This window comes from Mycobacterium sp. P7213 (genome assembly GCF_900604305.1).
GTDB lineage: Bacteria > Actinomycetota > Actinomycetes > Mycobacteriales > Mycobacteriaceae > Mycobacterium.
Genome location: NZ_UWOA01000026.1, coordinates 1 through 23,906, shown reverse-complemented (window position 1 = coordinate 23,906; position 23,906 = coordinate 1). Strand labels below are relative to the sequence as shown.

Annotated in this window: 24 protein-coding genes, 1 tRNA gene and 2 pseudogenes; 15 read left to right on the top strand and 12 right to left on the bottom strand. The window is 68.5% G+C overall.

Annotated features, from left to right (window positions below; translation table 11 throughout):
• Window positions 1–67: 67 nt before the first annotated feature.
• Window positions 68–150 (top strand) — tRNA-Leu (locus EJK91_RS11830).
• A 278-nt stretch (window positions 151–428) separates the two neighbouring features.
• On the opposite strand, the pseudogene EJK91_RS11825 reads toward EJK91_RS11830, so the two are convergent.
• The 3 genes and pseudogenes from EJK91_RS11825 to EJK91_RS11815 form a co-directional block, all read right to left on the bottom strand.
• A pseudogene (locus EJK91_RS11825) lies at window positions 429–920 on the bottom strand (GNAT family N-acetyltransferase); the annotation flags it as partial.
• Window positions 917–1,222: pseudogene (locus tag EJK91_RS11820) on the bottom strand (type II toxin-antitoxin system TacA family antitoxin); the annotation flags it as partial. The pseudogenes EJK91_RS11825 and EJK91_RS11820, both read right to left, overlap by 4 nt.
• A 221-nt stretch (window positions 1,223–1,443) precedes the next feature.
• Entirely contained in the window at window positions 1,444–2,088 is a 645-nt protein-coding gene (locus EJK91_RS11815) for a TIGR03086 family metal-binding protein (protein ID WP_164517945.1), read from the bottom strand.
• Between the two features lie 62 nt (window positions 2,089–2,150).
• Here EJK91_RS11815 and EJK91_RS11810 point away from each other — a divergent pair, with 62 nt between their 5' ends.
• Window positions 2,151–3,098 (top strand): helix-turn-helix transcriptional regulator, encoded by a 948-nt coding sequence (locus EJK91_RS11810; RefSeq protein WP_125079021.1) that lies wholly within the window; start codon window positions 2,151–2,153, stop codon window positions 3,096–3,098.
• A gap of 10 nt (window positions 3,099–3,108) precedes the next feature.
• On the opposite strand, the gene EJK91_RS11805 is transcribed toward EJK91_RS11810, so the two are convergent.
• Window positions 3,109–3,534, bottom strand: coding sequence for a tautomerase family protein (locus tag EJK91_RS11805; RefSeq protein ID WP_024442118.1), 426 nt, complete (start codon window positions 3,532–3,534; stop codon window positions 3,109–3,111).
• 26 nt (window positions 3,535–3,560) lie between these two features.
• Window positions 3,561–4,262: an SDR family oxidoreductase gene (locus EJK91_RS11800; RefSeq protein WP_046300363.1), complete on the bottom strand. Its 702-nt coding sequence runs from the start codon at window positions 4,260–4,262 to the stop codon at window positions 3,561–3,563.
• Between the two features lie 95 nt (window positions 4,263–4,357).
• On the opposite strand from EJK91_RS11800, the gene EJK91_RS11795 reads away from it, so the two are divergent.
• Window positions 4,358–4,843, top strand: coding sequence for a winged helix-turn-helix transcriptional regulator (locus EJK91_RS11795; RefSeq protein ID WP_125079020.1), 486 nt, complete (start codon window positions 4,358–4,360; stop codon window positions 4,841–4,843).
• Window positions 4,844–4,862: 19 nt separating this feature from the next.
• Here the strand turns inward: EJK91_RS11795 and EJK91_RS11790 are convergent, their stop codons facing one another.
• Window positions 4,863–5,702: an LLM class flavin-dependent oxidoreductase gene (locus EJK91_RS11790; RefSeq protein WP_125079019.1), complete on the bottom strand. Its 840-nt coding sequence runs from the start codon at window positions 5,700–5,702 to the stop codon at window positions 4,863–4,865.
• Window positions 5,699–6,376 (bottom strand): TetR/AcrR family transcriptional regulator, encoded by a 678-nt coding sequence (locus EJK91_RS11785; protein WP_125079018.1) that lies wholly within the window; start codon window positions 6,374–6,376, stop codon window positions 5,699–5,701. Before EJK91_RS11785 ends, EJK91_RS11790 begins: the two co-directional genes overlap by 4 nt.
• A gap of 79 nt (window positions 6,377–6,455) precedes the next feature.
• Between EJK91_RS11785 and EJK91_RS11780 the strand changes: the two genes are divergently transcribed.
• Genes EJK91_RS11780 through EJK91_RS11760 form a run of 5 tightly spaced genes read left to right on the top strand, consistent with a single transcriptional unit; the run spans window position 6,456 to window position 12,213 of the window.
• Window positions 6,456–7,820: a flavin-containing monooxygenase gene (locus EJK91_RS11780; RefSeq protein ID WP_024442123.1), complete on the top strand. Its 1,365-nt coding sequence runs from the start codon at window positions 6,456–6,458 to the stop codon at window positions 7,818–7,820.
• Window positions 7,817–8,734 (top strand): alpha/beta hydrolase, encoded by a 918-nt coding sequence (locus EJK91_RS11775; protein WP_024442124.1) that lies wholly within the window; start codon window positions 7,817–7,819, stop codon window positions 8,732–8,734. Before EJK91_RS11780 ends, EJK91_RS11775 begins: the two co-directional genes overlap by 4 nt.
• Before the next feature lie 8 nt (window positions 8,735–8,742).
• A complete protein-coding gene (gene fadD1, locus EJK91_RS11770) occupies window positions 8,743–10,353 on the top strand; it encodes a fatty-acid--CoA ligase FadD1 (protein ID WP_046300366.1) in 1,611 nt (536 codons plus the stop codon).
• Window positions 10,350–11,186, top strand: coding sequence for an SDR family NAD(P)-dependent oxidoreductase (locus tag EJK91_RS11765; RefSeq protein WP_024442126.1), 837 nt, complete (start codon window positions 10,350–10,352; stop codon window positions 11,184–11,186). The genes fadD1 and EJK91_RS11765 overlap by 4 nt, the downstream gene beginning before the upstream one ends.
• Window position 11,187: 1 nt before the next feature.
• Window positions 11,188–12,213 (top strand): alcohol dehydrogenase catalytic domain-containing protein, encoded by a 1,026-nt coding sequence (locus EJK91_RS11760; RefSeq protein WP_125079017.1) that lies wholly within the window; start codon window positions 11,188–11,190, stop codon window positions 12,211–12,213.
• A 55-nt stretch (window positions 12,214–12,268) separates the two neighbouring features.
• Here the strand turns inward: EJK91_RS11760 and EJK91_RS11755 are convergent, their stop codons facing one another.
• Window positions 12,269–13,246, bottom strand: a complete 978-nt coding sequence (locus EJK91_RS11755; protein WP_125079016.1) for a pirin family protein — start codon at window positions 13,244–13,246, stop codon at window positions 12,269–12,271.
• A gap of 70 nt (window positions 13,247–13,316) precedes the next feature.
• Window positions 13,317–13,733 carry a WhiB family transcriptional regulator gene (locus EJK91_RS11750; RefSeq protein WP_024442129.1) on the bottom strand — a complete coding sequence of 139 codons (417 nt, stop codon included), beginning with the start codon at window positions 13,731–13,733 and terminating at the stop codon, window positions 13,317–13,319.
• Window positions 13,734–13,882: 149 nt separating this feature from the next.
• Here EJK91_RS11750 and EJK91_RS11745 point away from each other — a divergent pair, with 149 nt between their 5' ends.
• The 7 genes from EJK91_RS11745 to EJK91_RS11715 all read left to right on the top strand — a co-directional run bounded on the left by EJK91_RS11745 (window position 13,883) and on the right by EJK91_RS11715 (window position 19,485).
• The gene (locus EJK91_RS11745) at window positions 13,883–14,653 is read left to right on the top strand and encodes a helix-turn-helix domain-containing protein (protein ID WP_036457684.1); all 771 of its coding nucleotides are present in this window, start codon (window positions 13,883–13,885) and stop codon (window positions 14,651–14,653) included.
• Window positions 14,654–14,655: 2 nt separating this feature from the next.
• Window positions 14,656–15,489, top strand: coding sequence for a C40 family peptidase (locus EJK91_RS11740; protein ID WP_024442130.1), 834 nt, complete (start codon window positions 14,656–14,658; stop codon window positions 15,487–15,489).
• A gap of 68 nt (window positions 15,490–15,557) precedes the next feature.
• Complete coding sequence (locus EJK91_RS11735) at window positions 15,558–16,736, top strand: DUF4226 domain-containing protein (RefSeq protein WP_024442131.1); 1,179 nt, start codon at window positions 15,558–15,560, stop codon at window positions 16,734–16,736.
• A 15-nt stretch (window positions 16,737–16,751) separates the two neighbouring features.
• Complete coding sequence (locus EJK91_RS11730) at window positions 16,752–17,069, top strand: type VII secretion target (protein WP_046301151.1); 318 nt, start codon at window positions 16,752–16,754, stop codon at window positions 17,067–17,069.
• Window positions 17,066–17,380, top strand: a complete 315-nt coding sequence (locus EJK91_RS11725; RefSeq protein WP_046301150.1) for a DUF2694 family protein — start codon at window positions 17,066–17,068, stop codon at window positions 17,378–17,380. The genes EJK91_RS11730 and EJK91_RS11725 overlap by 4 nt, the downstream gene beginning before the upstream one ends.
• A gap of 300 nt (window positions 17,381–17,680) precedes the next feature.
• On the top strand, window positions 17,681–19,117 hold the full coding sequence (locus EJK91_RS11720) for a DUF5631 domain-containing protein (protein WP_125079015.1): 1,437 nt from the start codon (window positions 17,681–17,683) through the stop codon (window positions 19,115–19,117).
• A gap of 50 nt (window positions 19,118–19,167) precedes the next feature.
• On the top strand, window positions 19,168–19,485 hold the full coding sequence (locus tag EJK91_RS11715) for a DUF2710 family protein (protein ID WP_024442135.1): 318 nt from the start codon (window positions 19,168–19,170) through the stop codon (window positions 19,483–19,485).
• A 10-nt stretch (window positions 19,486–19,495) separates the two neighbouring features.
• On the opposite strand, the gene eccA is transcribed toward EJK91_RS11715, so the two are convergent.
• The 3 genes from eccA to mycP all read right to left on the bottom strand — a co-directional run.
• Window positions 19,496–21,295: a type VII secretion AAA-ATPase EccA gene (gene eccA / locus EJK91_RS11710; protein ID WP_125079035.1), complete on the bottom strand. Its 1,800-nt coding sequence runs from the start codon at window positions 21,293–21,295 to the stop codon at window positions 19,496–19,498.
• Window positions 21,296–21,398: 103 nt separating this feature from the next.
• On the bottom strand, window positions 21,399–22,958 hold the full coding sequence (gene eccE / locus EJK91_RS11705) for a type VII secretion protein EccE (RefSeq protein WP_024442137.1): 1,560 nt from the start codon (window positions 22,956–22,958) through the stop codon (window positions 21,399–21,401).
• The coding region (gene mycP / locus EJK91_RS11700; protein ID WP_125079014.1) for a type VII secretion-associated serine protease mycosin at window positions 22,955–23,906 on the bottom strand (952 nt) is incomplete at its 5' end. The genes mycP and eccE, both read right to left, overlap by 4 nt.

Sequence of the window (23,906 nt, the reverse complement as noted above, 5' to 3'; positions counted from 1 at the left end):
GCATTGCGGGGGCCGGAGCCGATTTTTCGGGGAGCAGGGGGCCCGTGATACGCTCCCCCGGTTGCTCGGGCGAGTGGCGGAATGGCAGACGCGCTGGCTTCAGGTGCCAGTGTCCTTCGGGACGTGGGGGTTCAAGTCCCCCTTCGCCCACAGTGTGATCTCTCGGGAGATCCCGGACAGGCCGAACCCTCAGGGTTCGGCCTGTTTTTGGTTGTGGTGCCAGTGTGCGTGGCGGTCTTTGCCTGCTGGTTGGTAGTCGCGGGTTGGGGTCGATGGTGAGTTCTCGGAGTAGTTCGTCAGTGGCGGCGACGACGATGCGGACGTGGACGTTGTGGACGAGCTGGCAGACGGGGAATTGGGTTTAGGCGTTGACGCGCAGGTGGCGCCCTTCCAAGACCCTGACGGATCACAACTTCCGCGGTGGGCCGAAGTAGTGCACGGGCGTCTTTGATCAGCAGCAGCAGGTGCAGCGGGTCGGTCGGCGAGGGCTCGAAATCGAAATGTGCGTAGAACGTCCGCGCCTGTTCATGCAACGCGTGCACCAGCAGCGCCCGCACCCCGATTATCTCCGCGGCCGCCACCGCGCGGGTGATTGCGTCCCGTAATAGTGCGGCGCCCAAGCCCTGGCCCTGTTCTTTGCGGTCGATCGCCAGCCGGGACAACAGGATCACCGGCACCGGATCGGGCATGTTGCGCCGCGCCCGCCCGGGTGTGCCGGTGCGCTCCACCGCCGCCGAGGCCAGCGCGTAGAACCCGACGACGCGGCCGTCCCGGCACGTCACGAAACACCGGGACGCACCCTCGACGTGGTTGGCCAAGGCGCGTCCCCGCAGGTATTCGTCCAGGCTGGGCTCGCCGCTGTCGAACTCGGCGACCACATCGTGCTCACCGATCGGCCGGGGCGCGCTGTAGCCGCTCACTCGTCGAAGATCGACGGCTCCGCGAACAACTTCTCCAGCCGCGGCTTGTGCGCCACCGGCCGGTCCAGCACCGACACGAACTCCGACCAGGCCGAGGCATCGAGCATGAACAGCCGGCGATCGGCGAGCACGTCACGGGCACGAGCCAGCGTCGCGGTCACCGTGAAGTTGGTCAGGTCGGTCCCCTCCACCTCGGCGGCCCGACGAATCAGCGCGTCCTGCTCGGCAGTAAGACGCACCGCGAACCGCTCTGTCTTCGTGGCCATGCCACCCATTGTGTGCCTATCAGGCAGACAATGCAACGGGGTTTTGATCACGCCTCTGAACAGCGGCGATGCACTTCCTACCTGTAAAACACACGCTGACTCACGGCAAGAAGTACCGGGGCCGGGTCGGGTCGCGGTGGGACGGCCACGGTCGTCTCGTCGCTTTCAACCCCTGTGAGGGGGACTGAGGCCGAAAGCGGCCGCCCGTGGCGATGCTGCTGAGCCTCTTTCGTCGCTGCTGGCGGAGCGCCCCCCGATCACCAGAGCGGATCACGGCCGTTCCAGGCGATGAGCCGGTCGATGGCGGGGGCGTCGTCGGGGAGGGCGACGGCCTCGGCGAACGGCATGGCCACCTCGTCCAGGCCCATCGCGGCCGCGATCTCGGCATACAGCGCGCGACGGTTCGCCGGCGGCAGGATCCGGTGTGCGGACTGCAGCGCCGCGGCGATCACCGCGTCGTCCCAGTCGGGCTGCTGGCCGGTCGCCACAGCCAGGTCCCAGGTGTGCACGCTGACCTCGGAGAGGTAGGACGCCAGCACGTCGGCACCGCTGCCCTGGATCCACGGCAGCGCCATCGGTTGCTCAAGCACGCCGTCGTCACTCCAGGCCTGCGCAGCTCGTCGGGCTGATTCCTGCCAAGCATCGGCCCAGCGACCGTCGGAGATCTGTGGGGCGGCGACGGTGAAGGGATCACCGCCGCTACCCAGGGCGGTGATGCGGTCCAGCACGGCGATGAGGTGGGTCAGCAAGGTCTGCACGTTCATCTCAGTGCAGGGCGTTGGGGCGGTGAGCTGCTCGGGTCGAATGCCGGCGATCACGCTCCCGCCGGTGGCAACGGCACGATCGAGAAGGGGCCGCGGGTCGGTCAGCGGGGCTGCGGGAGAACTCGTAGGTGTAGTCATGGCGCCATTGTGGTGACCATAACCGGTCACCTATTGGCCAGTTTGTGTGGAATTCTGCTGAGGTGCGAGCTGACCGGCTGGTGGCCACCCTTCTGCTGCTGCAGCAGCGCAAGCAGGTGACCGCCGTCGAGGTGGCCCGCGAGCTGGAGGTGTCCGAGCGCACCGCCCGCCGCGACCTCGAAGCCCTCAGTGTCGCCGGGATACCGGTGTACTCGGTGCAGGGCCGCGGGGGCGGGTGGCGCCTGGTGGGCGGCGCGCGCACCGACCTTTCGGGGCTGACCGCGAGCGAGGCTCGCGCGCTGTTTCTGGTGGCCGGACCCGCCTCGACGGCCACCCCGGACGTCAAGGCAGCCCTGCGCAAGCTCGTCCGGGCGTTGCCCGAGCCTTTCCGGGCGCAGGCCGAGGCCGCCGCCACGTCCGTGGTCGTCGATCCACGGCTTTGGGGTGCCAGTCAGGCCGCGCCGACTCCACCGCGGTTCCTCGATGCGCTGCAGGAGGCGGTGATCAGGGGTGTGCAGGTGCGGCTCGGCTATGTCGACAGCAAAGGCGCCGTGACCGAGCGGACGGTCCACCCGCTGGGCATCGTCGCCAAGGGCCCGACGTGGTACCTGGTGTCGGAAACGGAGGTGGGCCGGCGGACCTTCCGTATCGATCGGGTGTCGTCGGTCGCGTTGACCGACGAGCCCGTGCGGCGGCCCCGGGGATTCGACCTTGCGCAGAGCTGGCGGGAGATCGCCGATGAGGTCGACCGCAAGCGCACCCCGCTGGAGGTCCAGGCGGTGTGCGCGCCCGACGGCCTCGGTCTGCTGCGGGCGATGCTCGGCGGCCGCCTGGAGGTGGGCGGTGCCACGCCCGACGGCCGGATCGGGGTGGTGATCCGGGGCCACAATGAATACGCCCTCGCCGGCCAACTCGCCGGGCTCGTCGAATGGCTCGAGGTCACCGGTCCGCAGGGCTTGCGCGATCACTTGGCCGCCATCGGGACCGCGCTGGCGGCGCGGTACCGATGAGCGCTGGCCCTCAGTACGCCGTCGCCACGTTCTCCTGGGCCCACCGTTTCTCGGCGTCCGATCCCCCCGGGGGCGGAACCAGGCCGTTGATCATCCACAGTTCTTCGCTGGTCTCGTCGACGTGGAACTCCCAGTGCAGGCCGGGGTGCTGATCCAGCGTCGGAGTAAGGATCTGGCTGATCCATTCGGTGATCCGCCGGCGGTTCTGGCTGTCGGCGGCATGCCGGGCGATGTGATCGATCACCACGCGCACCCCGACCCCGGTCGGCTCGCCACCGACGTAGAAGTCCTCCGGCGCGGTCTCCTGAAACAGGGTGACCACGTAGAAGCGCGGCAGCCCCGCCTTCTGGTAGTGGTCGGTGATGCGGGACGCCAGCGCGCGCTTGTCCGGTGCGCTGAAGAGCCCGGGGGAGTGATGAATGGTCCACAGGGGCATGGCGGTTCGGTGCTCCTTGATCCGGCTCAGTGCGACAAGGCGCCGGACAGGTCCTCGACCGGACCGGACAGCGCGGCTTTCACATGCCCGCTGATGTCGTCGGCCAGCACCTCGACGGCACCGGACTCCACGCCGTCGAGGATGCGCCGCGCCACCTCGCCCGGCGTCACCTTGGGGGCGTCCAGCTCGGCGACCATGTCGGTGTCGATCAAGCCGGCGTGGATGCCGACCACCTGTGTGTGCTGCGCCGCCAACTCGATGCGCAGCGAGTTGGTCACCGACCAGGCGGCGGCTTTGGACGCACCGTAGGCACCGTAGCCGGCCATCCAGGACAGCACCGAGTGCATGTTGACCAGCGCCCCTCCCCCGTTGGCCGCCAGGATCGGCGCGAACGCCCGTGCCAGGCGCAGCGGTCCGAAGACGTTGACGTCGAAGGTTTCGGTGATGCGCTCGAAGGAGCCGGTCAGCAGGGCGTCGGGCAGCAGCACGCCCGCGTTGTTGAACACCAGCTCGGCATCGCCGGCCGCTTCGGCCAGGGCCGCCACCGACTCGTCCGACCCGACTTCCAGCGCCAGCGGCACCACCTGCGGGCGCTCATCGGTGAATGTGGTGCGTGCGGTCGAGTAGACCTTGCGGGCTCCGCGCGCCAAAAGCTCGTCGACCAGGGCTGCGCCCAGTCCGCGCCGTCCGCCGGTGACCACCGCGACCTTTCCCTGTACTGCAACCATCTCCGGATCCTCTCTCGCTGACTAACGACTACGTTAGTAAGAGCAAAGCACGCCATGCTAGATAACGCAAGGGTTAGTCACGTAAGCTGGACCACATGCAGTTCGAACCCCGGTTGCGCGACCGATCGCGCTGGTCCACCGGCGATGCGTGTTCGGTGGTCCGGCTGCTCGATGTGCTGAGCACCAAGACGGCGTTCCTGGTGGTGCGGGAATGCTTCTACGGCACCAGCCGCTTCGAGGACTTCATGGCACGCATCGGCGCCTCGGCGCCGGCGGTGTCGCGGGCACTCAAGCAGCTCGAGTCCGCCGGAATCATCACCCGGGTCCCCTACCAGGAGGCCGGGCAGCGGGCCCGAGACGAGTATCGGCTGACACCCGCCGGCGAGGACCTGCTGCCCGTGATGCTGGCGTTGACCCAGTGGGGTGACAAGTACCTACAGGACGGAAAACCGCCGCTGTCCTTCGTCGACGCCACCACCCAGCGCCGAATCGGGGTACGGGTCACTGACGAGTTGGATGTCCCGGCGCCCGACCCCGACAACATCGAGATCCGCTTGAACGCACCGCGCCGATCACGCTGAACAGCCGCCGAGTGCCGGCTCAGCGGCCCCGGATCACGGTCTCGGCGAACTCGGCAATCGACTCCGGCGGCGCGAAATCAGCGAACCACACGTAGAACCGTTGCGCCCCCTGGCTTTCGAGCCGACCGAAATGCTTGACCAGCGCTGCGGCATCACCGCACACCAGGCCCGATCCCAGCCGGCCGAATCGCCGCTGAGCCGTCTCTGACACCGCCGCCACGTCCTGGTCGAGTCGGGCGAAACCGACCATCTGCTGCACGGACGCGCGCGCAGAACCGATCGACGGCAGCAGCTCGGGCAACTTGTGCACATGCGTCGCCGGCAGGTTCCACCAATCGGCATAGCGGTGTACCAGCTGAAGCATGCGGGGGCCCACCCCGCCGAGCACCAGCGGGATCGGCATGCTCGGAGCGGGAGTCTGAGCCCGCTCCCCCTCGGCGCTCCAGTATTCGCCGAGCGACACCAGCGTCTCCCTCAGCGCGTCGACGCGTTGTCGCGGACCGGCGGTGGTGATTCCGTACTTGACCAGCTCGTCGGGCATCGAGCCGGAACCCAGCCCCAGTTCGAAGCGGCCGCCAGAGGCTTCGGCCAAGGTCGTCGCCTGCTTGGCCAGCACGGCGGGATGGCGGAATCCGTCGCACAACACCACGTGGCCGACCTTGATCCGTTCGGTGTGGGCGGCGACCCAGGTGGCCACGGTCATCGCCTCCCACAGCGGCGCGGTGGGGGCCATCGGGGTGTCCAGGTGGTCGAGGAATGCGACGCCGTCGAAACCCGACGCCTCGGCCACCCGGGCGCGCGTCACCAGGTCACCCAGGCCGATTCTGGTCTGCGGCAGGTACAAGAACCACTCGGTCATCGTTTCCCCTTCGGGGCCGCAGTAGTCGGCGCTTGACGCAACCCCGGCAGCACGTAGCGGCGCACATGCTGTCGCACGGCTGCTGGATCGTCGGGGTCCATGTGGTGTCCCGGGACGCTGCCGAAACTGATCAACACCCGAGCGACCCATTCACTGGCCTCGGGAATGTCGTTGTCCGGGTCGATGTCTCCGCTCTCGACGGCGGCTTCGACAAAGGGCTGCCAGAATGTCGCGAGATCGGGCACCAGGCCGCGGACGCCCGTGCCGGCGCAGGCGGTGAACTCGTCCGGCTCGGCGGTGCGCAACCGCATCAGCAGCGTGCCGGGATCGTCGTAGGCGCGGCGGCCGATCTGGACGCCGGCCACCAGCTGGTCCTCGAAGTCGGTGAGCGTCGACAGCTCGGCGCGGGTCTGCGCCCAGCTGGTTTCGATCAGCCGAATGATCGCCGCACCGACCAGCGTCGGCTTATCCGGGAAATTGCGGTACAGCCAGGCCCGGGAAACCCCCGCGGCCTGGGCGACGTCGATCATCGTCATTGCCCGAATCCCCTTGTCGGCCAATAGTTTCTCGGTCGCGTCGAGAAGCCGATCGGTCGTCGACGGGGACACGGGTGACGCTGACGCTTCGTTCACGGCCACCTCCTGGGCGGTAAGCCTAGCAAGGAGTAGACACATCGGTAGATCTGTGTACTATAGCGACGCGTCTCGTAGACACTTCTGCAAACCTGTCTACCCCGGATCTCGGAGGTTCCCCATGCCCGTACCCCGCACCGCAATCGTCGGTGCCGGTATCAGTGGCCTGACCGCCGGAAAGATGCTGAGCGACTATGCGATCGACTACAGCTGCTTCGAATCCTCCGACCGGATCGGCGGCAACTGGGCCTTCGGCAACCCGAACGGCCATTCCAGTGCCTACCGGTCGCTGCATATCGACACCTCCAAGCACCAGCTGTCGTTTCGCGACTTCCCCATGCCGGAGCACTACCCCGACTTCCTGCACCACACGCTGGTCAAGGAGTACCTGGAGTCCTATGCGGCGGCGTTTGAGCTCAAGCGCAACATCGAGTTCGACACCGAAGTCACCCATGCGCACCGGTTGCCCGGTGGTGGCTGGGAGCTGGAACTGGCCGGCGGGCAGCGTCGCCGGTTCGACCTGCTGGTCGTCGCCAACGGCCACCACTGGGATCCACGCCTGCCGGACTTCCCGGGCGAATTCAGCGGCGACACATTGCATGCGCACCACTACATCGACCCCAAGACACCGCTGGACTTCAGCGGAAAGCGGATCCTCGTGGTCGGCCTGGGTAACAGTGCCGCCGATATCGCCGTCGAACTGTCGTCGAAGGCGCTGGACAACGAGCTGACGTTGTCCACCCGGTCGGGCGCGTGGATCGTGCCGAAGTATCTGGCCGGAAAGCCCGCCGACAAGTACTTCCGGACCAGCCCGTATCTGCCGTTCTCCTGGCAGCGCAAGGTCGCTCAATGGGCACAGCCGATCATCGCCGGACGCCCCGAGGACCTCGGGCTGCCCACCCCCAACCACAAGTTCTTCGAAGCGCACCCCACCCAATCGGTGGAACTGCCGCTGCGCCTGGGGTCCGGCGACGTCATCCCCAAACCCAACATCAGCCGGCTCGACGGCGACACCGTGCACTTCATCGATGGCACCAACGGCCAATTCGACGTCATCATCTACGCCACCGGCTACAACATCACCTTCCCGTTCTTCGACCCGGAGTTCATCAGCGCACCGGGCAATCGAATCGACCTGTACAAGCGGATGTTCTATCCCGGCATCGACGACTTGGTGTTCGCCGGATTCGCCCAAGCCACCCCGACCCTGTTCCCGTTCGTCGAAGCCCAGGCCCGCCTCATCGGCGCCTACGCTGCCGGTCGCTACCGGCTGCCGTCGGTCGCCGAAATGCGCCGGGTGATCGAGGCCGACCGGCGCAAATACACCGGCCACATGCTCGACACCCCGCGCCACACCCAGCAACTGGACTACTTCCTTTACGAACACGACATGCGCACCGCGGAGATCCCGCGCGGCACCCGGCGCGCCGCTGAACTCGGTGTGCCCGGATGGGCCGGGGTGTGCGAGATGGAGGCATCCGCATGAGCGCGACCATCCGATTCGGCAGCGGCGGCGCCACGTGCGTCGGGCAGTTCTTTCCGGCGGCGCAATATGACGGCGACGGAGCCCCGGTCGTGGTGCTCGGACATGGCCTGGGCGGCACCGTCGACTCCGGCCTGATCCCGTTCGCCGAACGACTCAGCGAAGCCGGGTTCGCCGCCTTCGCCTTCGACTACCGGTACTTCGGCGCTTCAGAAGCACACCCGCGCCAACGGATTTCCATGCAAGAGCAGGTCGACGACTTTCGCTCGGCATGCTCGGCCGCGGCCGAGCAGACCGGTGTGGATGCTCGCCGGATCGTGGTGTGGGGGGTCTCGCTGGGCGGCGGGCATGTCTTCGAGGTGGCCGCCACCACGCCCGGTGTCGCCGCCGCCATCGCGCTGACACCCCTGGTCAGCGGACCGGCCGCTGCGATCGCGGCACTGCCACACCATCGCCCGGCAACAATGCTGCGTTCAACGGCCACGGGGTGGCGCAGTGCGCTGGCCCAACGCTTCGGCGGGTCGCCCGCGACCATCGCCCTGGTGGGCCGCCCCGGTGAGCTGGCCACCCTGACCGCCGACGGCTACCACGCGGCCTACACCGCGATGGCCGGCCCGACCTGGCGCAACGAGATCGACGCCCAGGTCGGTGTACAGCTCGGCGGCTACCGCCCGGCGGCCAAGCACGCCGAGGCCATCGCCTGCCCGATCCTGGTGCAGATAGCCGACTTCGACCGCGGCGCTCCCCCACAGGCAGCCGCCAAGGCGGCGTTCGCCGCCCGCGCCGAAGTGCGGCACTACCCCTGCGATCACTTCGACGTCTTCGCCGGTGGCGACTGGTTCGATCACGTTGTCGAGCACCAGATCTCGTTTTTGACCCGGCACCTGGCCGGCACGACCGCTACGGTCACGGGTTAGGAGGCCTGATGGCAGAGACCATGCAGCAGCTGCTCGCCGAACGCATCGGCGACACCAGCCTGGCGGTGCTCTACAACGACGTCGACGGCGGGCAGATCCGCTGGTCGTGGCGGGAGTACCTCGTCCGGGCGGCCCGCCACGGCGCCGCGGTGCTCGCGCGGGCCGACACCAGGCGGCCGATGCACGTCGGCGCCCTGCTGGGCAATAACCCCGCGATGCTCACCGCGCTCGCCGCCGCCGGGCTGGGGGGTTACGTCCTGTGCGGGGTCAACGACACCCGCCGCGGCTCGGCGCTGGCCGCGGATCTGCGCACCGCCGATGTGCAGATCCTGCTGGTCGACGCCGAACACCGCGCGCTGCTGCGGGGATTGGAGCTGCCCGGCGTCACCATCATCGACGTCGACGACCCGGCCTGGGCCAGCGAGTGCGCCGAAGCCGGGGTACTTCAGCCGCATCGGCATGTCGGGCCGCTGGACCCGTTCATGCTGATCTTCACCTCGGGCACCAGTGGCGACCCGAAAGCCGTTCTGGTCAGCCACTTCATGGTGCTGGTCGCCGGCCAGAGCCTGACCGAGCGATTCGAGCTGGGCGCCAACGACGTCGTCTACCTGTCCATGCCGCTGTTTCATTCCAATGCGATCGCAGCCGGCTTCGGACCCGCGGTGGCCGCCGGTGCGGCGATGGCGCCGGCGAAGTTCTCGGCTTCGCGGTTCCTGGCCGACATCCGCGCCTACGGTGGGACGTATATGAACTACGTCGGTAAACCGTTCGCCTACCTACTGGCGCATCCCGAGCAGCCCGATGACGCCGACAATCCGCTGCGGGTCGCGTTCGGCAACGAGGCCTCGGAGCGCGACATCGGTGAATTCGCCCGCCGGTTCGGTGTGCACGTGGTCGACGCCTTCGGTTCGACCGAGAACGCGGTGACCATCACCCGTGATGAAGGCACCCCGCCCGGTTCGGTGGGGCGTGGGTTCCCCGGCGTCGCCATCTACAACAGCGACACCAAAGCCGAGTGCCCGCCGGCGGTCTTCGACGAGCACGGCGCACTGCTCAACGCCGACGAGGCGATCGGGGAACTGGTCAACACCGCCGGGTCCGGGTTCTTCTCGGGCTATTACAACAACGAGCAGGCGACCGCGGACCGGATGCGCGACGGCATGTACTGGTCAGGCGACCTTGCCTACGCTGATGCCGACGGCTGGATCTACCTGGCCGGGCGCACCGCCGACTGGATGCGGGTCGATGGTGAGAACCTGGCGGCGGCGCCGATCGAGCGGATTCTGATGCGCCACCCCGACATCAACCAGGCCGCGGTGTACGCCGTGCCGGACGGTAACGTCGGCGATCAAGTGATGGCCGCAGTGGTCTTGCGCGACGATGCCCGGTTGACCGAGGGCGCATTGGCTGATTTCCTTGCCGCTCAAGAGGATCTGTCCCCCAAGGCCTGGCCGCGCTATGTCCGGGTGACCGCAGAGCTGCCCGCGACGGCAACCAACAAAGTCCTCAAACGGGTGTTGGCCGCCGACGGTACCGATGTCGGTGATGACACGCTGTGGGAGCGGCCCGGACGAGAGTGCACCTACCGCACCACCACCATGACGGGAGTGGGGCGATGACGGCTCAAAAACCCGTGGCCCTGATAGTCGGCGGCGCTTCGGGAATCGGGTTGGCCACCGCGCACACTCTGGCCGCGCGGGGTGACCATGTGGTGATCGCCGACATCAACGGAGACGCCGCGCACGCCCGCGCAGCCGAAATCGCCGGTTCAGCGAGGCTCGACGGAGGAGCGGCGAAGCTGGGACCGGCGCATGGACCCGGCGGCACGGCCACCGCCGTCGTCGCAGACGTGACCGACGAGGCCAGTGTCGCAGCGGCATTCGTGGCCGCCCGCGAACTCGGGCCGGTCCGCACGGTGGTCAGCTGCGCCGGCCTGTCGATTATCAGTCCGATCGCGGACATCGAGCTGTCCGGCTGGCAGACCACCATCGACGTCTGCCTCACCGGGACCATGCTGGTGATCAAACATGCGGCCCGCACCCTCGAAGACGGCGGCAGCGTGGTCGCCATCTCCTCGCTCAACGGGCGCCAGCCCGGCAGCTCCATGGCCGCATACTGCAGCGCCAAGGCCGGCGTGTTGATGCTGATCCAGGTGGCCGCACTGGAGCTGGGCGCCCGCGGCATCCGGGTCAACGCGGTCTCCCCCGGCCTGGTGGACACTCCCCTGGTCGCCGGCCTGGCGATGGTGCCGGGGCTCACCGACGAGTACATCGAGAACACCCCGCTCGGGCGCTCCGGCATTCCCGACGACATCGCGCAGGCCGTAGAGTTCTTGACCTCCGAACGTGCCGGCTGGATCACCGGATCCGCCTTCGACGTCAACGGTGGGGCGCATCTGAAGCGCTACCCCGACGTGCTCGGCAAAGTACAAGCCCTAGCTGAAGGATCGTGACATGCGCAGTGTCGTCATCGATGGGCCCGGGTCGATCCGAGTCGACACCCGCCCCGACCCCGAGTTGCCGGGAGCCGACGGCGCCGTCGTCGAAGTGACCGCGACCGCGATCTGCGGTTCCGATCTGCACGTCTACGAAGGCGACTACCCGATCGCCGACCCGGTTCCGCTGGGGCACGAGGCGATCGGCACCGTCGTCGAGGTCGGGTCGCAGGTGCACTCCGTGCGGGTCGGTGACCGGGTCATGGTGTCCTCGGTCGCGGGCTGCGGGCGGTGCGCCGGGTGCGGCACCCTCGATCCCATCCGGTGCCATTCGGGCCCGCAGATCTTCGGATCAGGTCTGTTGGGGGGTGCGCAGTCGGAGCTGCTTGCGGTGCCGGGCGCCGACTTTCAGGCTGCCCGTATCCCCGAGGGGATCCTTGACGCCGAAGCGCTGCTGCTCACCGACAACCTCGCCACCGGATGGGCGGCGGCGCTGCGGGCCGACACCCCGGTCGGCGGCACGGTAGCGGTCATCGGGTTGGGCGCGGTCGGGCTGTGTGCGGCACGCAGCGCGCTGTTCCTCGGCGCAGCAACGGTTCTCGGGATCGATCCGGTGCGTCAGCGCCGGGAGCGGGCTGCCCTGATGGGTGTGACCCCGGCAGAGCCGCCGACCACGGCCGCGGCCATGGAGCTCAGCGACGGGCGCGGAGTGGATGCGGTGATCGACGCCGTCGGCTCGGACACCTCGATGTCCGACGCGCTGACCGCGGTGCGGCCCGGCGGCACCGTATCGGTGGTCGGAGTGCACGACCTGCAGCCCTTCCCCTTCCCGGCGCTGCCGGCACTACTGCGCAGTGTCACTCTGCGGATGACCACCGCACCCGTGCAACAGACGTGGCCGCAGCTGGTGCCGCTGTTGCAGTCCGGGCGACTGTCGGTGGACGGGATCTTCACCACCGAGATGGCTTTGGACGACGCGGCCGACGCCTACCGTGCCGTGGCGGCCCGGTCCGGCGACGTGGTGAAAGTACTGCTCACGCCGTAGCCTGACGCGACGCCGGGGGACGAGATCGCCAAAGTTGCGCTGAGAGCGCTGCCGCCTACCCGGTGCGCGGCCGACGCGGCCGTAACCGCAGCGGTGGCATCGGTGGGGCGGGCAGCCGTTGCAGGCGGCCTTGATAGCCGCTGACCTGTCCGAACTGGTCGTCACCGTCTTGCCAGCGGCGCCGGAACTCGACGATCTCCTCGTGGGTGCGACCGATGAAGTTCCACCACAGCACCAGTTCCTCGCTGAACGGCACCCCGCCCAGCACCAGGATCCGGGCGGGGGAGTCACCGGTGTTGCGCAGCGGCAGTACCGAACGGCCGGGGCCTTGATAGCCGAGCGCCCCGATGTCAAGACCCGTGCCGCCCAGGCTGACTGCGCCCTGGTCGCACAGCACGCTGTGTTCGAATGCGGGATCAACGTCGAGCGCCAGTTCGGTGCGCGGATCCAGGTCGAGCTGAGCGCCCAGCAGGGGAGTGAACGACGGGACGGGGGAGCGGTACCCGGCCAGCTCACCGAGGAACACCAGCGCCGATGCGCCGGCCAGTGAAACGGGTTCGGGGGCAAAGTGGTTGAAGTCGCGGGCGCTATGGCGGGCAGTATCGGGCAGGGCCACCCACAGCTGCACGCCGCGCAGCAGGGGAGCCGACTGCGGCTCAACCGTGACCTCGGAGTGGCAGATTCCGGCGCCGGCGGTCATCAGATTCAACTCGCCGGGGTGCACCACCGCGTGCACGCCGGCGCTGTCGCGGTGCTCGACCCGCCCACTGAACAGCCAGCTCGCCGTCTGCAGACCGGTGTGCGGGTGCGGGGGCACGTCCATCCCGCCGTCGGCGGCGACGTCCTGCGGTCCGTAGTGGTCGACGAAGCACCAGGCGCCGATCAGGGAGCGGTCTCGTTGCGGCAGGGTGCGACGTACCCCGATGGCGCGCGCTCCGCCCAGCGGGACCTCGCGCGGGTGCAGCACCTCGATGTGGTCTTCGGGAGTTGCCGCACAGGCGAATTCAGCCGAGGTGGTCTCCAGGTTGCTCAACGGTTCACCTCCGGGCCGGCTGCCGTGCCACTGGCGCGATCCTACCGACTCGTGCCGTGGACGGGCCTGCTCAGGCCGCCGACCGCGGACCGAGTTGCCCGGCGGGCAGATGAAAAACCGTTGCTGTCACCGGCAGCTGGTCGCGCTCGTGGTGGGTCAGCAGCGTCTGGTTGTCGGGCAGCTCGCGGGCGTTGATCTCGCCGGCGGCGATCGCGCGCAGCAGCGCGTGGGCCCGGGCGAGCTCGGCCCGCTTGCGGTACTGGCCGCCGGGGAGCTTCACGCCGGCCCACACGCCGTACTCCTCGCCGCGTTCCACAGCGAGCGCCGCGCATTGGCGTTGCTGCGCGAGTGGGCAGCGCCGCAGGCATTGCAGCCGCGCCTCGGTGGAGGACTGTTCATAGGCCCGCGCCTTGGCGGCCCCGTCAGCGCCGTCGGCGTCGGGGTAGCCGAACCACAGCTCGGGGTTTGCGGAGCAGGGGGGTGCCATCGGAAGGACCTCCTCGTGGGCAGACCGGATAACGTAGAGAGAAACGTATACGATCGAATACGAAGGACGCAACAGATGGTGATAAAAACATATATGTAAGTAGTGCAGGGCCAGGCTGTGTACTATCCGTCCATGGCCGGGGCGCAACAATGAGCCGCGAAGCGGCGGGCGCGGCCATCCGGGCACTGCGAGAGGCGCGCGACTGGTCGCTGGCCGACCTCGCCGCGGCCACCGGCGTGAGCATCATGGGGCTGAGCTACCTTGAGCGCGGCGCCCGGAAGCCCCACAAAGGCACAGTTCAGAAGGTTGAGAATGGGCTCGGTCTGCCGCCGGGCACCTATTCGCGGCTCCTGGTCGCCGACGACGCCGAGGCGGAGCTGGCTCAATTGATCGCCGCGACCGGATCGCAGGCGGCGGCCGCCCGTCCCGCCGGAGCCATCGTCGTCGACCGGCACAGCGACACCGAAGTGCTGGAGGGCTACGCGGAGGCGCAGCTGGATGCCCTGCGTTCGGTGATCGCGAGACTGCCGTCGGAAGCATCAGACGAATACGAGACGTATATTCTTTCCGTGATCACGCAGTGCGTGAAGGCGGAGATGCTCGCGGCCAGCTCCTGGCGGGTGGCGGTCAACGCGGGCGCCGATCACGCCGCCCGACTGATGGTCCACCTCCAGGCGCTGGAGGCCATTCGCGCTGACCTGCTGCAACGGATGCCCGGCAGCCTGACCGCTCGCTTCGACCGGGCGTGCGCACAGTCGTCACTGCCCGAACCGGTGATTGCGGCGTTGATCGGCGTCGGCCCCGAAGAGATGTGGGACATCCGCAACAGGGGAGTGATCCCGCCCGGCGCGCTGGCGCGAGTCCGCGCCTTCGCCGACGGGTCCATGGACGCGACAGCTGGTGGCGACGAAGGGGGATAACGGTGAGCAACGGTGAATTGGAGCTACTGACGCGCGCCAATGATCTGTTCGCGGGCAATCCACGGCCCGCGGCACTGGAGTCCGGGCTAGAACGCTACGCCGAGTTGTTGGAGCGCAACGCCAACACCGATACCGGCGCTGGGCATGACCGCTACCGGATGGCAGTGCTTGCACAACGGGACCTGTTGCTGGCCAACGCACGTACCGATGCGCTGGCCACGACGGTGCTGGCCGCCGTGGTCGCCGACCACGCTCACGCGCGCCGGCAGACCGACGGTGTCGTTTCCGCCGCCCGAGCCGATTCGGTGGTCTCCCCGGATACGCCTATGGCGCACCGGGAGGCGTTGCGCCGCCGCGAGGCCCGGCTGCGCGCTCAACACGCCCACGTCGTGTCGGCGCAGCATCGCGCGCTGGTCCACCGTGCGCGGTTGCGGCGGCTGCGATACCGGGGGCTGCGGCGCAGGCCAGTGGGGCTGGATCGGTTGCCGTTGCCCAACACTCGTGCCGGACTGGCGGTCCGGGCCGCACTGTCGCGGCTCGGCAGGCCCTACGTCTGGGGTGCGACCGGCCCCGACCGGTTCGACTGCTCGGGGCTGACGCAGTGGGCGTATCAGCAGGCCGGCGTCCCGCTGTCACGTACCACCTATACACAGATCCACGAAGGAATCCCGGTGCCGCGCTCCCAGATTCGCCCGGGCGACCTGGTCTTCCCCAGCACCGGGCATGTGCAGCTGGCGATCGGGGGGAACCGGGTGATCGAAGCCCCGCACGCCGGGGCAACCGTGCAGATCAGCCCCCTGGGCGCGGATGTGGCGATCCGCCGTCCGCTGCCGTGAGCGGGCTGTCCCCCGCGGGTGCCCGGGTGAATTGTCGGCATCGGTGGCCCTCAGTACAGTCACCTGCCATGGAGCGCTCGGGCTATCCGGCGTCCGGCGAGCAACAGCAGGGCCGGGCGGCGCAAGCCATGAGGCAGGCTGAAGCCGCTCTGGCGCAGCAACTGTCGACTGCCGCGGACTTCGACAGGCAGATCATCGAAGCGCTGCGCCACGCGCACAAGACCACGCTGGAAGGCCGGCGCCGCCTCGACGACATCGAGGCCGAAATCGCCGGCGCGGCAGGGGCCTGGGACCTGAGCACCGCCGCCGGCGCGCGCGAGTTCCAGAGATTCCTGATCGACAGGCTCGGGCAGATCATCAGGGTGGTTGAAGAGGCCAACGACGATGACGCCTCCAAGCAAGCGCTCGCCGCCGCGCTGACACGGCTGTACCCCGCGGCGCAATCGGATTGCCAGGAGTCGGCGCCCGGCGGGGACGACCAGTCGCTTTCGGTGGATCCCGATACCGACGCGTACCCGGACCTCCTGGCCGATGACGAGCCGATGGCCGATCACCTGGCGGCGTCCCAACGGCTGCCGCCGGAGTTGGCGACGCCGATGTTTCCGGGCATGGGCGCCGACGGTCCGGGATTCGGTGCGATGCCGGCTGCGATGCCCTCCGGATTTCCGCTGACCGGTCCGGCGTCTGGTCTCGGCCTTGATGGCCTGCCCGCCGATGACGATTACCCGTCCGAGGAAGCGGCTACCGCCGAGGCGTCCGATGGCGCCGACGCCGACGGGGCGGACGGCGATACCCCGGCGCAGGACCCGGGGGAGGCGGGACCGGTCGCCGTACGACTGCCCGACGGCGAGACCACGACCGTGGCCAACCCGCAACTGGCTGCGGCGATGCAGGCCGTCGCCGACGGACAGCCAGTCGTGGAGGCGTTCCGCAGTCAGGGCATCCACATCCCGCCGCCTGGAACACCGGTGGTGGCAGCGGTCGATGTGGTCAGCCTGCGGCCCGGCGACATCGGTGTGTTCACCGACCGCCATGCCCTCGCCGTCGGCGCCGGCAAGGCACTTCTCGACGGGCAGATCCACCTGGTCGAGAACCTGCGCGGTCCCGGATTTCTGGGTTGGCAGCACCCGCCGGCCCTGGTCCAGGAGCCGGCGCCGCCCGCTGAGCCGGTTGCGACCAGGCCGGCGAGCGCGCTCGGGGGCATTGCGAGCTTGAAAAGGGCGGCTCGAACCGTCATCGTCGATTAGCCAGGAAGGTGAAATATGCCCGAGAAGATCCACGTCAACCAGGACGTTCTGACCAAGGCGGCTGGAAACCATCAAGAGGCGTCGGACTATCTGGCCACGGTCGCGGCCTCGCACGCGGGAATCCAGGCGACCCTGAACTCGCTCGGGCCGATCTACGGCGACTTTCGCCAGGCGGCCGCTGCACTGCTGGACGCACGCAAGGACTGCTACGACGACCAGTCCAGCGAGCATTCGATGGTCTCCGACAATCTGCACCGCGCGGTGGCGACGTGGAACAAGAATGAAGACGATGCCGCCAACGCCTTCGGGCGCCTAACCGATGGGCACCGATGACTGAGCCGAATCCGGCTTTCGACACGATCCACCCCAGTGGCGAAGTGCTGTTCCGGTCTTGCCGCGGCGGCTATCTGCACAGTGTGGTGCTCACTGAATCGGTCATGGACACCGATGCGCACCGGCTGGCAGAGGCCATCGTCCTCACCGCGGACGTCTCGTTTCTCAAGGCGGCGTTAGAGATCCGGGGCGAGATCGTCACGACCGGCCAGGTGCCCTCGGCCGCGGTACCCACCAATGATGATCTGCGGGTCGCAACCGATCGGCTGCTGGCCCACCACCTGCACCCGGGCACGAATCCAGGGGACTAGAGTACCCATCTTCCGGCAGCGTCCGCGTTGGGGGCGATGTCTGCCGGGGGATCAATCACCGTGTCGCCGAACAGTTTTCGGGCCCGCTCCAGCAAGGCGAGTACCTCGCTCAACTGCGCTGCACACCCCGTGCCCGGGGACCCGACATCAGCCACGATTTGCACGCTACCCACCGGGCCGGGGGCTGACAATTCACCGCGCGCAGTGGCTGTGGAGGGCCGCCTGAATGCCGTCGACGACGCGACGCGATGCGGACGAATTCGGACAAGAGCGCCGGGACGGCAACGGTAGGCTTGCGCGGTGGCACTCTTCGGTCGACGGTCGGCGCGCCAGCGCCTCCGGAACGCGGCCCGGGAATCGCTGACGATCCCGGCCTTCAGCGCTCCGGTCGACTGTAGTTCCTGGGTGCTCGGCGGCCTGTGGCCCGCCGAGCTGGCGACGATCACCCCGGAGACGGCACCGCTTGCCGACTATCTCAAGGCCGATCTGCAGCGCATCGCGCATTCGGCTAACGAGAAGCTGCACGTCATCAGTCGATCAGATCTGACCGGCCCGGCTCGCCAGGCCGCGGAGACGCGGGTTATCAACGTCGCCAGAGCTTTCGCCGTGCTCCGGGTGGAGTCGACGGTGCGCCAGCTCCACAAGGAAGCCCTGGACTTCGGCGGGGAGTACATCAGCCTCAATGCGGCGCCGGCCCCGGCTCCCGCTTCGGCCCCGGTGTCGGCGGCCGCCGGGGTTCCGGCCGAACCCGTCGCGCCGCCTCGCTCGCCCGAACCGCCCCTGCCGCCTGCGGAGGCACCTGCCCCACGGGCGCGTCATCGGCTGCCCGAATCCGCCGCCGCCGCGACTGAGGCGGTACCACTGGACCCGCCCCCGCCGGTACCGGAGGTCATCGAGGCTGCCGCGGCGCCGCAGGCAGCGGAACCAGAGCCCGCCGAGCCGGTCGTAGTGCCGCCGGTCGAGCCGGTTTTCGTCGCACCGGTGGTCGAGCCGGTCTTCGTACCGCCGGTTGAACCGGCTCCCGTGGCTCCGGAACCATTCGCGGCGGTCCAGCCCGATCCGGCCCCGCCGCCACCCCTCGCCCCGCCGGTCGCCGAATCCGACGAGCAGCGGCTGCAACGTTTGCTGGCTTTCGTCGCCCGTCAGGAGCCCGGACTGCGCTGGGCGATCGGTATCTTCGCCGACGGCACCACCCGACTGGCCACCGATATCGCCAACGGATGGATTCCGTCTGGAATCGAGCTGCCAGACGGGGTGCAACTGCTGGAACCCGACCGCCGCAATGGCACCGCCGCCGAGATGCTGGGCAGCCCGATTGAGTCGGCCAGCTACAGTCCCGGCGATCGTCTGGGCTGGGCGAGTGATTTCGCGGAGACTCACACCTCGGTACAGCCGCGCATGCTGGCGCCCATCGAGGACCTCGGCTGGCGGCTCAGCGAGGCCACCCACTGGCGTGAAGGACTGCCGCGAATGGCCAACACCCTGGTGAAGGCGGGAGCGGCCGGCACCGGCGTGGTCGACGCCGAAATCGACTTATTGCGTGTGCATCTGGACACCACGCGCTACCAGCTGCTGGCACAGTATCCCGACTCCGACCTCGCCGTGGCGCTGAACTGCATGCTGTTGGCCGCCACCGAAGGCATCGCCACCGGAGACACCGTTTCGGCCAACTACCATTACAGCTGGTTTCGCAAGCTCAGCGCCCCTGCCGCCAGCCAGTGGGATTCACAGCTTTAACGAGCGTCGATGAATTGACGCTGTTCACACCGGCTGGACATACTTAGCCAATGTCGGGGGCGGAGAGCCACGCGGAACTCAGCGACAAGGACCTCGTGGAGTCGGTGTTGCGGGATCTGCGCGAGGCCGCCGAGAAATGGGAAGCGCTGGTCGCGGAGGCCGAGAACACAACCTACAGCGTCGATCTCGGTGATATCCGTGCCGTGGCCAACGCCGACGGCCGGCTTCTGGAGTTGACGCTGCACCCGTGTGTGGTCAGCGACTACACCCACAGCGAGTTGGCGGATCGGCTCAACCTCGTCTTCACCGCGCTGCGTGAGGAAGCCCAGTCCGACTTCGAGACGCGGTACGGCACCAGCCCGGTCTGACAGTGACGTCCTACCAGTTCAGGGCGGCCATCTCGCGTTTGGTGTCGCACACGGCGCGCACGGCGGAGTCGATGTCAGCGGCAGTGATGGTCTTGAGGTCGTCGATCGTTACCGGTTGCCCGGACCGCTTCTGGGCGGCCACCCGGGTATCGCGGGCGAGTTCGGCCTCCTCTATCACGTTTCTGGCGAACCGGCCGTTGTGCATAACGTTGATGCCGTGCTCTCCGCGCGGGCTGACGTAGCCACGGATAGTGGTCACCATCGCCAGGAACCGCTGGCGTGCTGCGGGATTCAGTACGGTTGCCCGGCTGGATCCGTAGCGCTCACCGATCTCGACAATCTCCTCGGGGCTGTAGGACTCGAACCGGATTTTACGGTTGAACCGGCTGGCCAGGCCGGGGTTGACGGTCAGGAATTCGTCGACCTGGTCTTCGTAGCCGGCGGCGAGGAAGCAGAAGTCGAAGCGGTGTTTCTCCAGCGCGATCAGCAGCTGGTTGACGGCCTCCATACCGATCATGTCCGGAGTCCCGTCCTGGTGACGCTCCACCAGCGAATAAAACTCGTCCATGAAAAGTATTCCACCCAAAGCCTTTTCGATCAGCTCATTGGTCTTGGGGCCGGATGACCCGATGTGCTCGCCGCAGAAGTCCGAACGACGCACCTCGGTGATCTCCGGGTTGCGCACAATGCCCATGCCGGCGTAGATCTTGCCCAGCGCCTCGGCTGTGGTGGTCTTGCCGGTACCGGGCGGGCCCACCAGCAGCATGTGGTTGGTCTGGCCTTCCACAGGCAGGCCGTGTTCGAGTCGCATGGCCCGGATCTCGAGCTGGTCCTCCAACGCCTTGACCGCACGCTTGACCTCGGCCAGGCCGACCTGCTTCTCCAGCTCGGCGCGACCCTGCTCCAAGAGCTCCGCCCGGCGGTCCAGCGCGTTGTGCTCGTCGAGTTCCGCGCGGCTCATCGCCGAAGCAGCATCCCAACGGTCGGTGCGACTGTCGATGATCTGTTCCTCGGTGACCACCAGGCGCAGATTCGGTTCGGCCAGCGCAGCCTTGGCCGGTTCGGTCAACACACCGTTGATGGCGGCTTTGGACAGCCAGACCTGCGCCTTGTCCTCCTCACCGAGCTGGCGGTGCACCATGCCCCGCAAATAGGCGAGATCCGCGGCCAGCAAAGGGATCTCGCTGGGGTTGATCGACGCGGTGAGCACCCCTGCCGGAAAGCGCTCCGAGGACCGCGTCTGTCCGGTGATGTCGACGCGATCCAGCCAGTCCAGTGCCACCCGTCCCTGGCCCAAGTGGGCGGCCGCATAGCCGGCCAGGGCGCACACCGATGCGGTGACGGCGGGCATGACGATCGCGCGGTCGGGGAGCTCTTCGGCGGCGACGGTCAGCAGATCCGGCCAGCGCTGGGTGACGAACATCAGGTACGCGCGCCCGAGCTGGTGCCACTGGTGGTTGATCCAACTGTCCAGCAAGCCCCGGTCGGCCAGCAGGGCGTCGGCACGCTCGTACTCACCGGCAACGGTCAGTGCGGATGCCAGGGCCAAACCCACATGCGAGGCATCGGTCACCGTGATCGACAGATACGGTCCCAACGGGATCTGGGCGGCCAGGTGCCGGCCCAGTCGGGTGGTCTCCTTGTGCAGCCAGTCGCTGTTGGCGTACAGACGCTTGAGGGTGTCCAGCTCGGTGTCGCCGCAGGCGATACGGCCCAGCCAGGCGTCGGCCATGGACGGATCAGCCTCGGTTGCGGCTACGAAGTCGGCTAACGCGTCGGGGGAGCCGTAGCGGCCGTCCATGCTCACCATGGCCCGGTCGAAGTGTCGACGGGCCGCCAGCAAGTCACTCAATGTCTGTCGTCCTCTGTCGCGCGTCCAGGTTCTCTTCGCTGACAACCGATGCGGTGCGGTGTCATCGCGACGACATCGGGGTCAGCGCCTCCGGGCTGCAGTACCGGTTTTCCGCCCGGAACAACTCCACCGTAGCCAGCCAAGATTTTCCGCCGGCCGCAACCCGTACCGCGTTCCGGTCGATCTGCTCGATACTCACCTCGACCGCGTCCGCTGGTGGGGGCGGTGTCCCGGGCGGCGCCACGGTGATCACGGTGGCCGGCCGCGGTGACGGCGCGATCGGCCCGTCCACCACGCTGACGGTGGTGCGCGGGGTGGGCCGGGATTCGCCGACCACGGCCACCTCGGGCATTCGGACGCTGGCCCAGCGGGCCTTGTCCCGGGTGTGCACGCAGACCCGTTCGCCGGCACCGGCCGCCCGGATGACGATGCGCTTGGCGATCAGGTCCTCGGCGGCGATGAACACCCGGCTCAACTCACCGGAGTCGGTCAGCGGCACCATCAGCCGATCGCCGTTGGCCAGCTTGCCGATCAGCACGCCCGACGGACCGATCTCGAGGGGCAGGCTGGCTGGTAACCGGCCGGGCCGCAGGCCGCGCAGCTGGGGGCGAGGCGCGCACATGTTGGCCTCCAGGGCGGCGGCCTGCTCCCCGTTGAGCCGGTGCAGCACCACCGACGGGGGAGTCGGCGCTGGCTGCGGAGTCTGCAGGGTCACGGTGGCTGTACACCTCCCGTCCGGAAACACCGTGACGTTCTGGATCACCTCATCGACCGGCAGAGTCCACGCCTGCGCCAGCAGCTGGGCACTGATCTGGCGGGCCGAATAGGCGTAGGTCGTCACCCAGCCGCCCTCGGTGCGCAGCGTCTTCCAGCGCTCGGCGCCGGCCACCAGCGAGCCACCGCCGAGGCGCCGATCCAGTTCGACCAGGTCGCTGGCGGTGGCCACCCGGGTGCGCAGCCCCTCGCACCGCAGCAGGCCGGCAATCCGTTGCGCGACGGCGACCGCGGTGGCACCCAGTGTGGTGCGCCAGCGCAGCGCAGCGGTGTTGTCGATGACCCGCAGTCTCAGCAGTAGCCAGGTCTCGCGCTGGCCGGCGTACGGCGGGGTGCCGATCTCGGTGTCGTAGACCCGTGGGTAGTCGCCGGTGGTGGCGCGGCGCGCTCCGATGCTGATCACGCTCATGGACTCCAGGACCAGCCCGAGTGCGTGCCGCAGCATCGGCAGCAGCTCGGCGACATCGACGACGTTGTCGGTCTCCACGTTCACCGAGCCGGTGGCCACGGTGGCCGCATGCGCCCGGCCCAGCAGATGGACTGCCACCACCGCCACACCGCCGGAGATGCGAACCCCGCCGCCGGCGCGGTTGTTGGCCACCGTGATCGGCTCGCTCCAAGCGGCCTTGGACGGACGTCGTAACCACAGCAGCGCCCACGACCAAGCCGGCTGCCCCCACCACGGCACCAGCACCACCAGCACCGCCAGCGGGACCGCCACCGCGGCACCGAGCAGTCCACCCAGCGCCCAACCCGCTAGACCGCACAGTGCGATCGTCGTCGCGCACAGCAGCCGCCGGTTGCTCGACGGCGTGAACCCGGTCAGCCGGACCCGGTTCGGACTCACTTGGTGGCCCGCCGGATCCGCGCGGTGATCGCGGCCGCCAGGACGGTCACGGCGATCACGCCGAGGAATCCCAGGGCCACGGTCCGGGCCCGGTGGTCCGGCGGGGGTGGTGGCGGCGCCGGGGTGATCACCCGCTGCTGCGAGCCCGGCGCCAGCGGGTCACCCGCCGGCACGTTGAACGTCAGCGCCGCGACCGGGTCGATGAGTCCGTAGCCCACCCGGTTGTCGACGCCGGCGGGCGGATTGTGTGCGGTCTGCATGATCCGGTTGATGACCTGATGCGCGGTGAGCTGAGGGTATTTGGCCCGGACCAGGGCAGCGACGCCGCTGACGTAGGCGGCCGAGAAGCTGGTGCCCCAGAACGGCATGTTCTTCTCGCCGACCCGAATCGGCGGGTAGGCGTTGACCGGGACACCGCCCTGTGGAGACAGGCCCATCACGTGGGTGGCCGGTGCGGCCACCCCCACCCAGGGTCCGGTCATGCTCTTGTCGATCGGCGCCCCGGTGGCGTCCACACCGCCGACGGACAAGACGTAGTCAGAGAACCACGACGGGCTCGAGATCACCTTGACCTGGTTCCAGTCCCGCGGATCGCTCGGGTTCAGCGGGTCGAACATCGGGTTGTCGGCGCAGCCGGCTTCGCCGACATTGCCGGCGGCCGCGACGATCACCGCGTCTTTGACCGTCGCCGCGTACCAGAGGGCTGCCCCCAGCACCTGTTGGTCAAGTCCGGCCGCCACCTGGACACAGGAGGTCACCGAAATGTTGATGACCTTGGCGCCCATGTCGGCGGCGTGGACGACGGCCTTGGCCAGCGTGGCGAGCGTGCCGGCCTTCACCCGCTCGTCGTCGTAGCCGAACCGTTGCGGGTTGACCGGCTCGAACGCCCGCGACGACTGGCGGATCGAGATGATGCTGGCGTGCGGGGCAACGCCGACGACCCCGTCC

Excerpts from the sequence above, each read along its gene's own strand:
- EJK91_RS11815 (WP_164517945.1), bottom strand. The coding sequence starts at position 2,088 with ATGACTACACCTACGAGTTCTCCCGCAGCCCCGCTGACCGACCCGCGG.
- EJK91_RS11805 (WP_024442118.1), bottom strand. The coding sequence starts at position 3,534 with ATGCCCCTGTGGACCATTCATCACTCCCCCGGGCTCTTCAGCGCACCG.
- EJK91_RS11800 (WP_046300363.1), bottom strand. The coding sequence starts at position 4,262 with ATGGTTGCAGTACAGGGAAAGGTCGCGGTGGTCACCGGCGGACGGCGC.
- EJK91_RS11795 (WP_125079020.1), top strand. The coding sequence starts at position 4,358 with ATGCAGTTCGAACCCCGGTTGCGCGACCGATCGCGCTGGTCCACCGGC.
- EJK91_RS11790 (WP_125079019.1), bottom strand. The coding sequence starts at position 5,702 with ATGACCGAGTGGTTCTTGTACCTGCCGCAGACCAGAATCGGCCTGGGT.
- EJK91_RS11785 (WP_125079018.1), bottom strand. The coding sequence starts at position 6,376 with ATGTGTCTACTCCTTGCTAGGCTTACCGCCCAGGAGGTGGCCGTGAAC.
- EJK91_RS11780 (WP_024442123.1), top strand. The coding sequence starts at position 6,456 with ATGCCCGTACCCCGCACCGCAATCGTCGGTGCCGGTATCAGTGGCCTG.
- EJK91_RS11775 (WP_024442124.1), top strand. The coding sequence starts at position 7,817 with ATGAGCGCGACCATCCGATTCGGCAGCGGCGGCGCCACGTGCGTCGGG.
- fadD1 (WP_046300366.1), top strand. The coding sequence starts at position 8,743 with ATGGCAGAGACCATGCAGCAGCTGCTCGCCGAACGCATCGGCGACACC.
- EJK91_RS11765 (WP_024442126.1), top strand. The coding sequence starts at position 10,350 with ATGACGGCTCAAAAACCCGTGGCCCTGATAGTCGGCGGCGCTTCGGGA.
- EJK91_RS11760 (WP_125079017.1), top strand. The coding sequence starts at position 11,188 with ATGCGCAGTGTCGTCATCGATGGGCCCGGGTCGATCCGAGTCGACACC.
- EJK91_RS11750 (WP_024442129.1), bottom strand. The coding sequence starts at position 13,733 with ATGGCACCCCCCTGCTCCGCAAACCCCGAGCTGTGGTTCGGCTACCCC.
- EJK91_RS11745 (WP_036457684.1), top strand. The coding sequence starts at position 13,883 with ATGAGCCGCGAAGCGGCGGGCGCGGCCATCCGGGCACTGCGAGAGGCG.
- EJK91_RS11735 (WP_024442131.1), top strand. The coding sequence starts at position 15,558 with ATGGAGCGCTCGGGCTATCCGGCGTCCGGCGAGCAACAGCAGGGCCGG.
- EJK91_RS11730 (WP_046301151.1), top strand. The coding sequence starts at position 16,752 with ATGCCCGAGAAGATCCACGTCAACCAGGACGTTCTGACCAAGGCGGCT.
- EJK91_RS11725 (WP_046301150.1), top strand. The coding sequence starts at position 17,066 with ATGACTGAGCCGAATCCGGCTTTCGACACGATCCACCCCAGTGGCGAA.
- EJK91_RS11715 (WP_024442135.1), top strand. The coding sequence starts at position 19,168 with ATGTCGGGGGCGGAGAGCCACGCGGAACTCAGCGACAAGGACCTCGTG.
- eccA (WP_125079035.1), bottom strand. The coding sequence starts at position 21,295 with ATGGTGAGCATGGACGGCCGCTACGGCTCCCCCGACGCGTTAGCCGAC.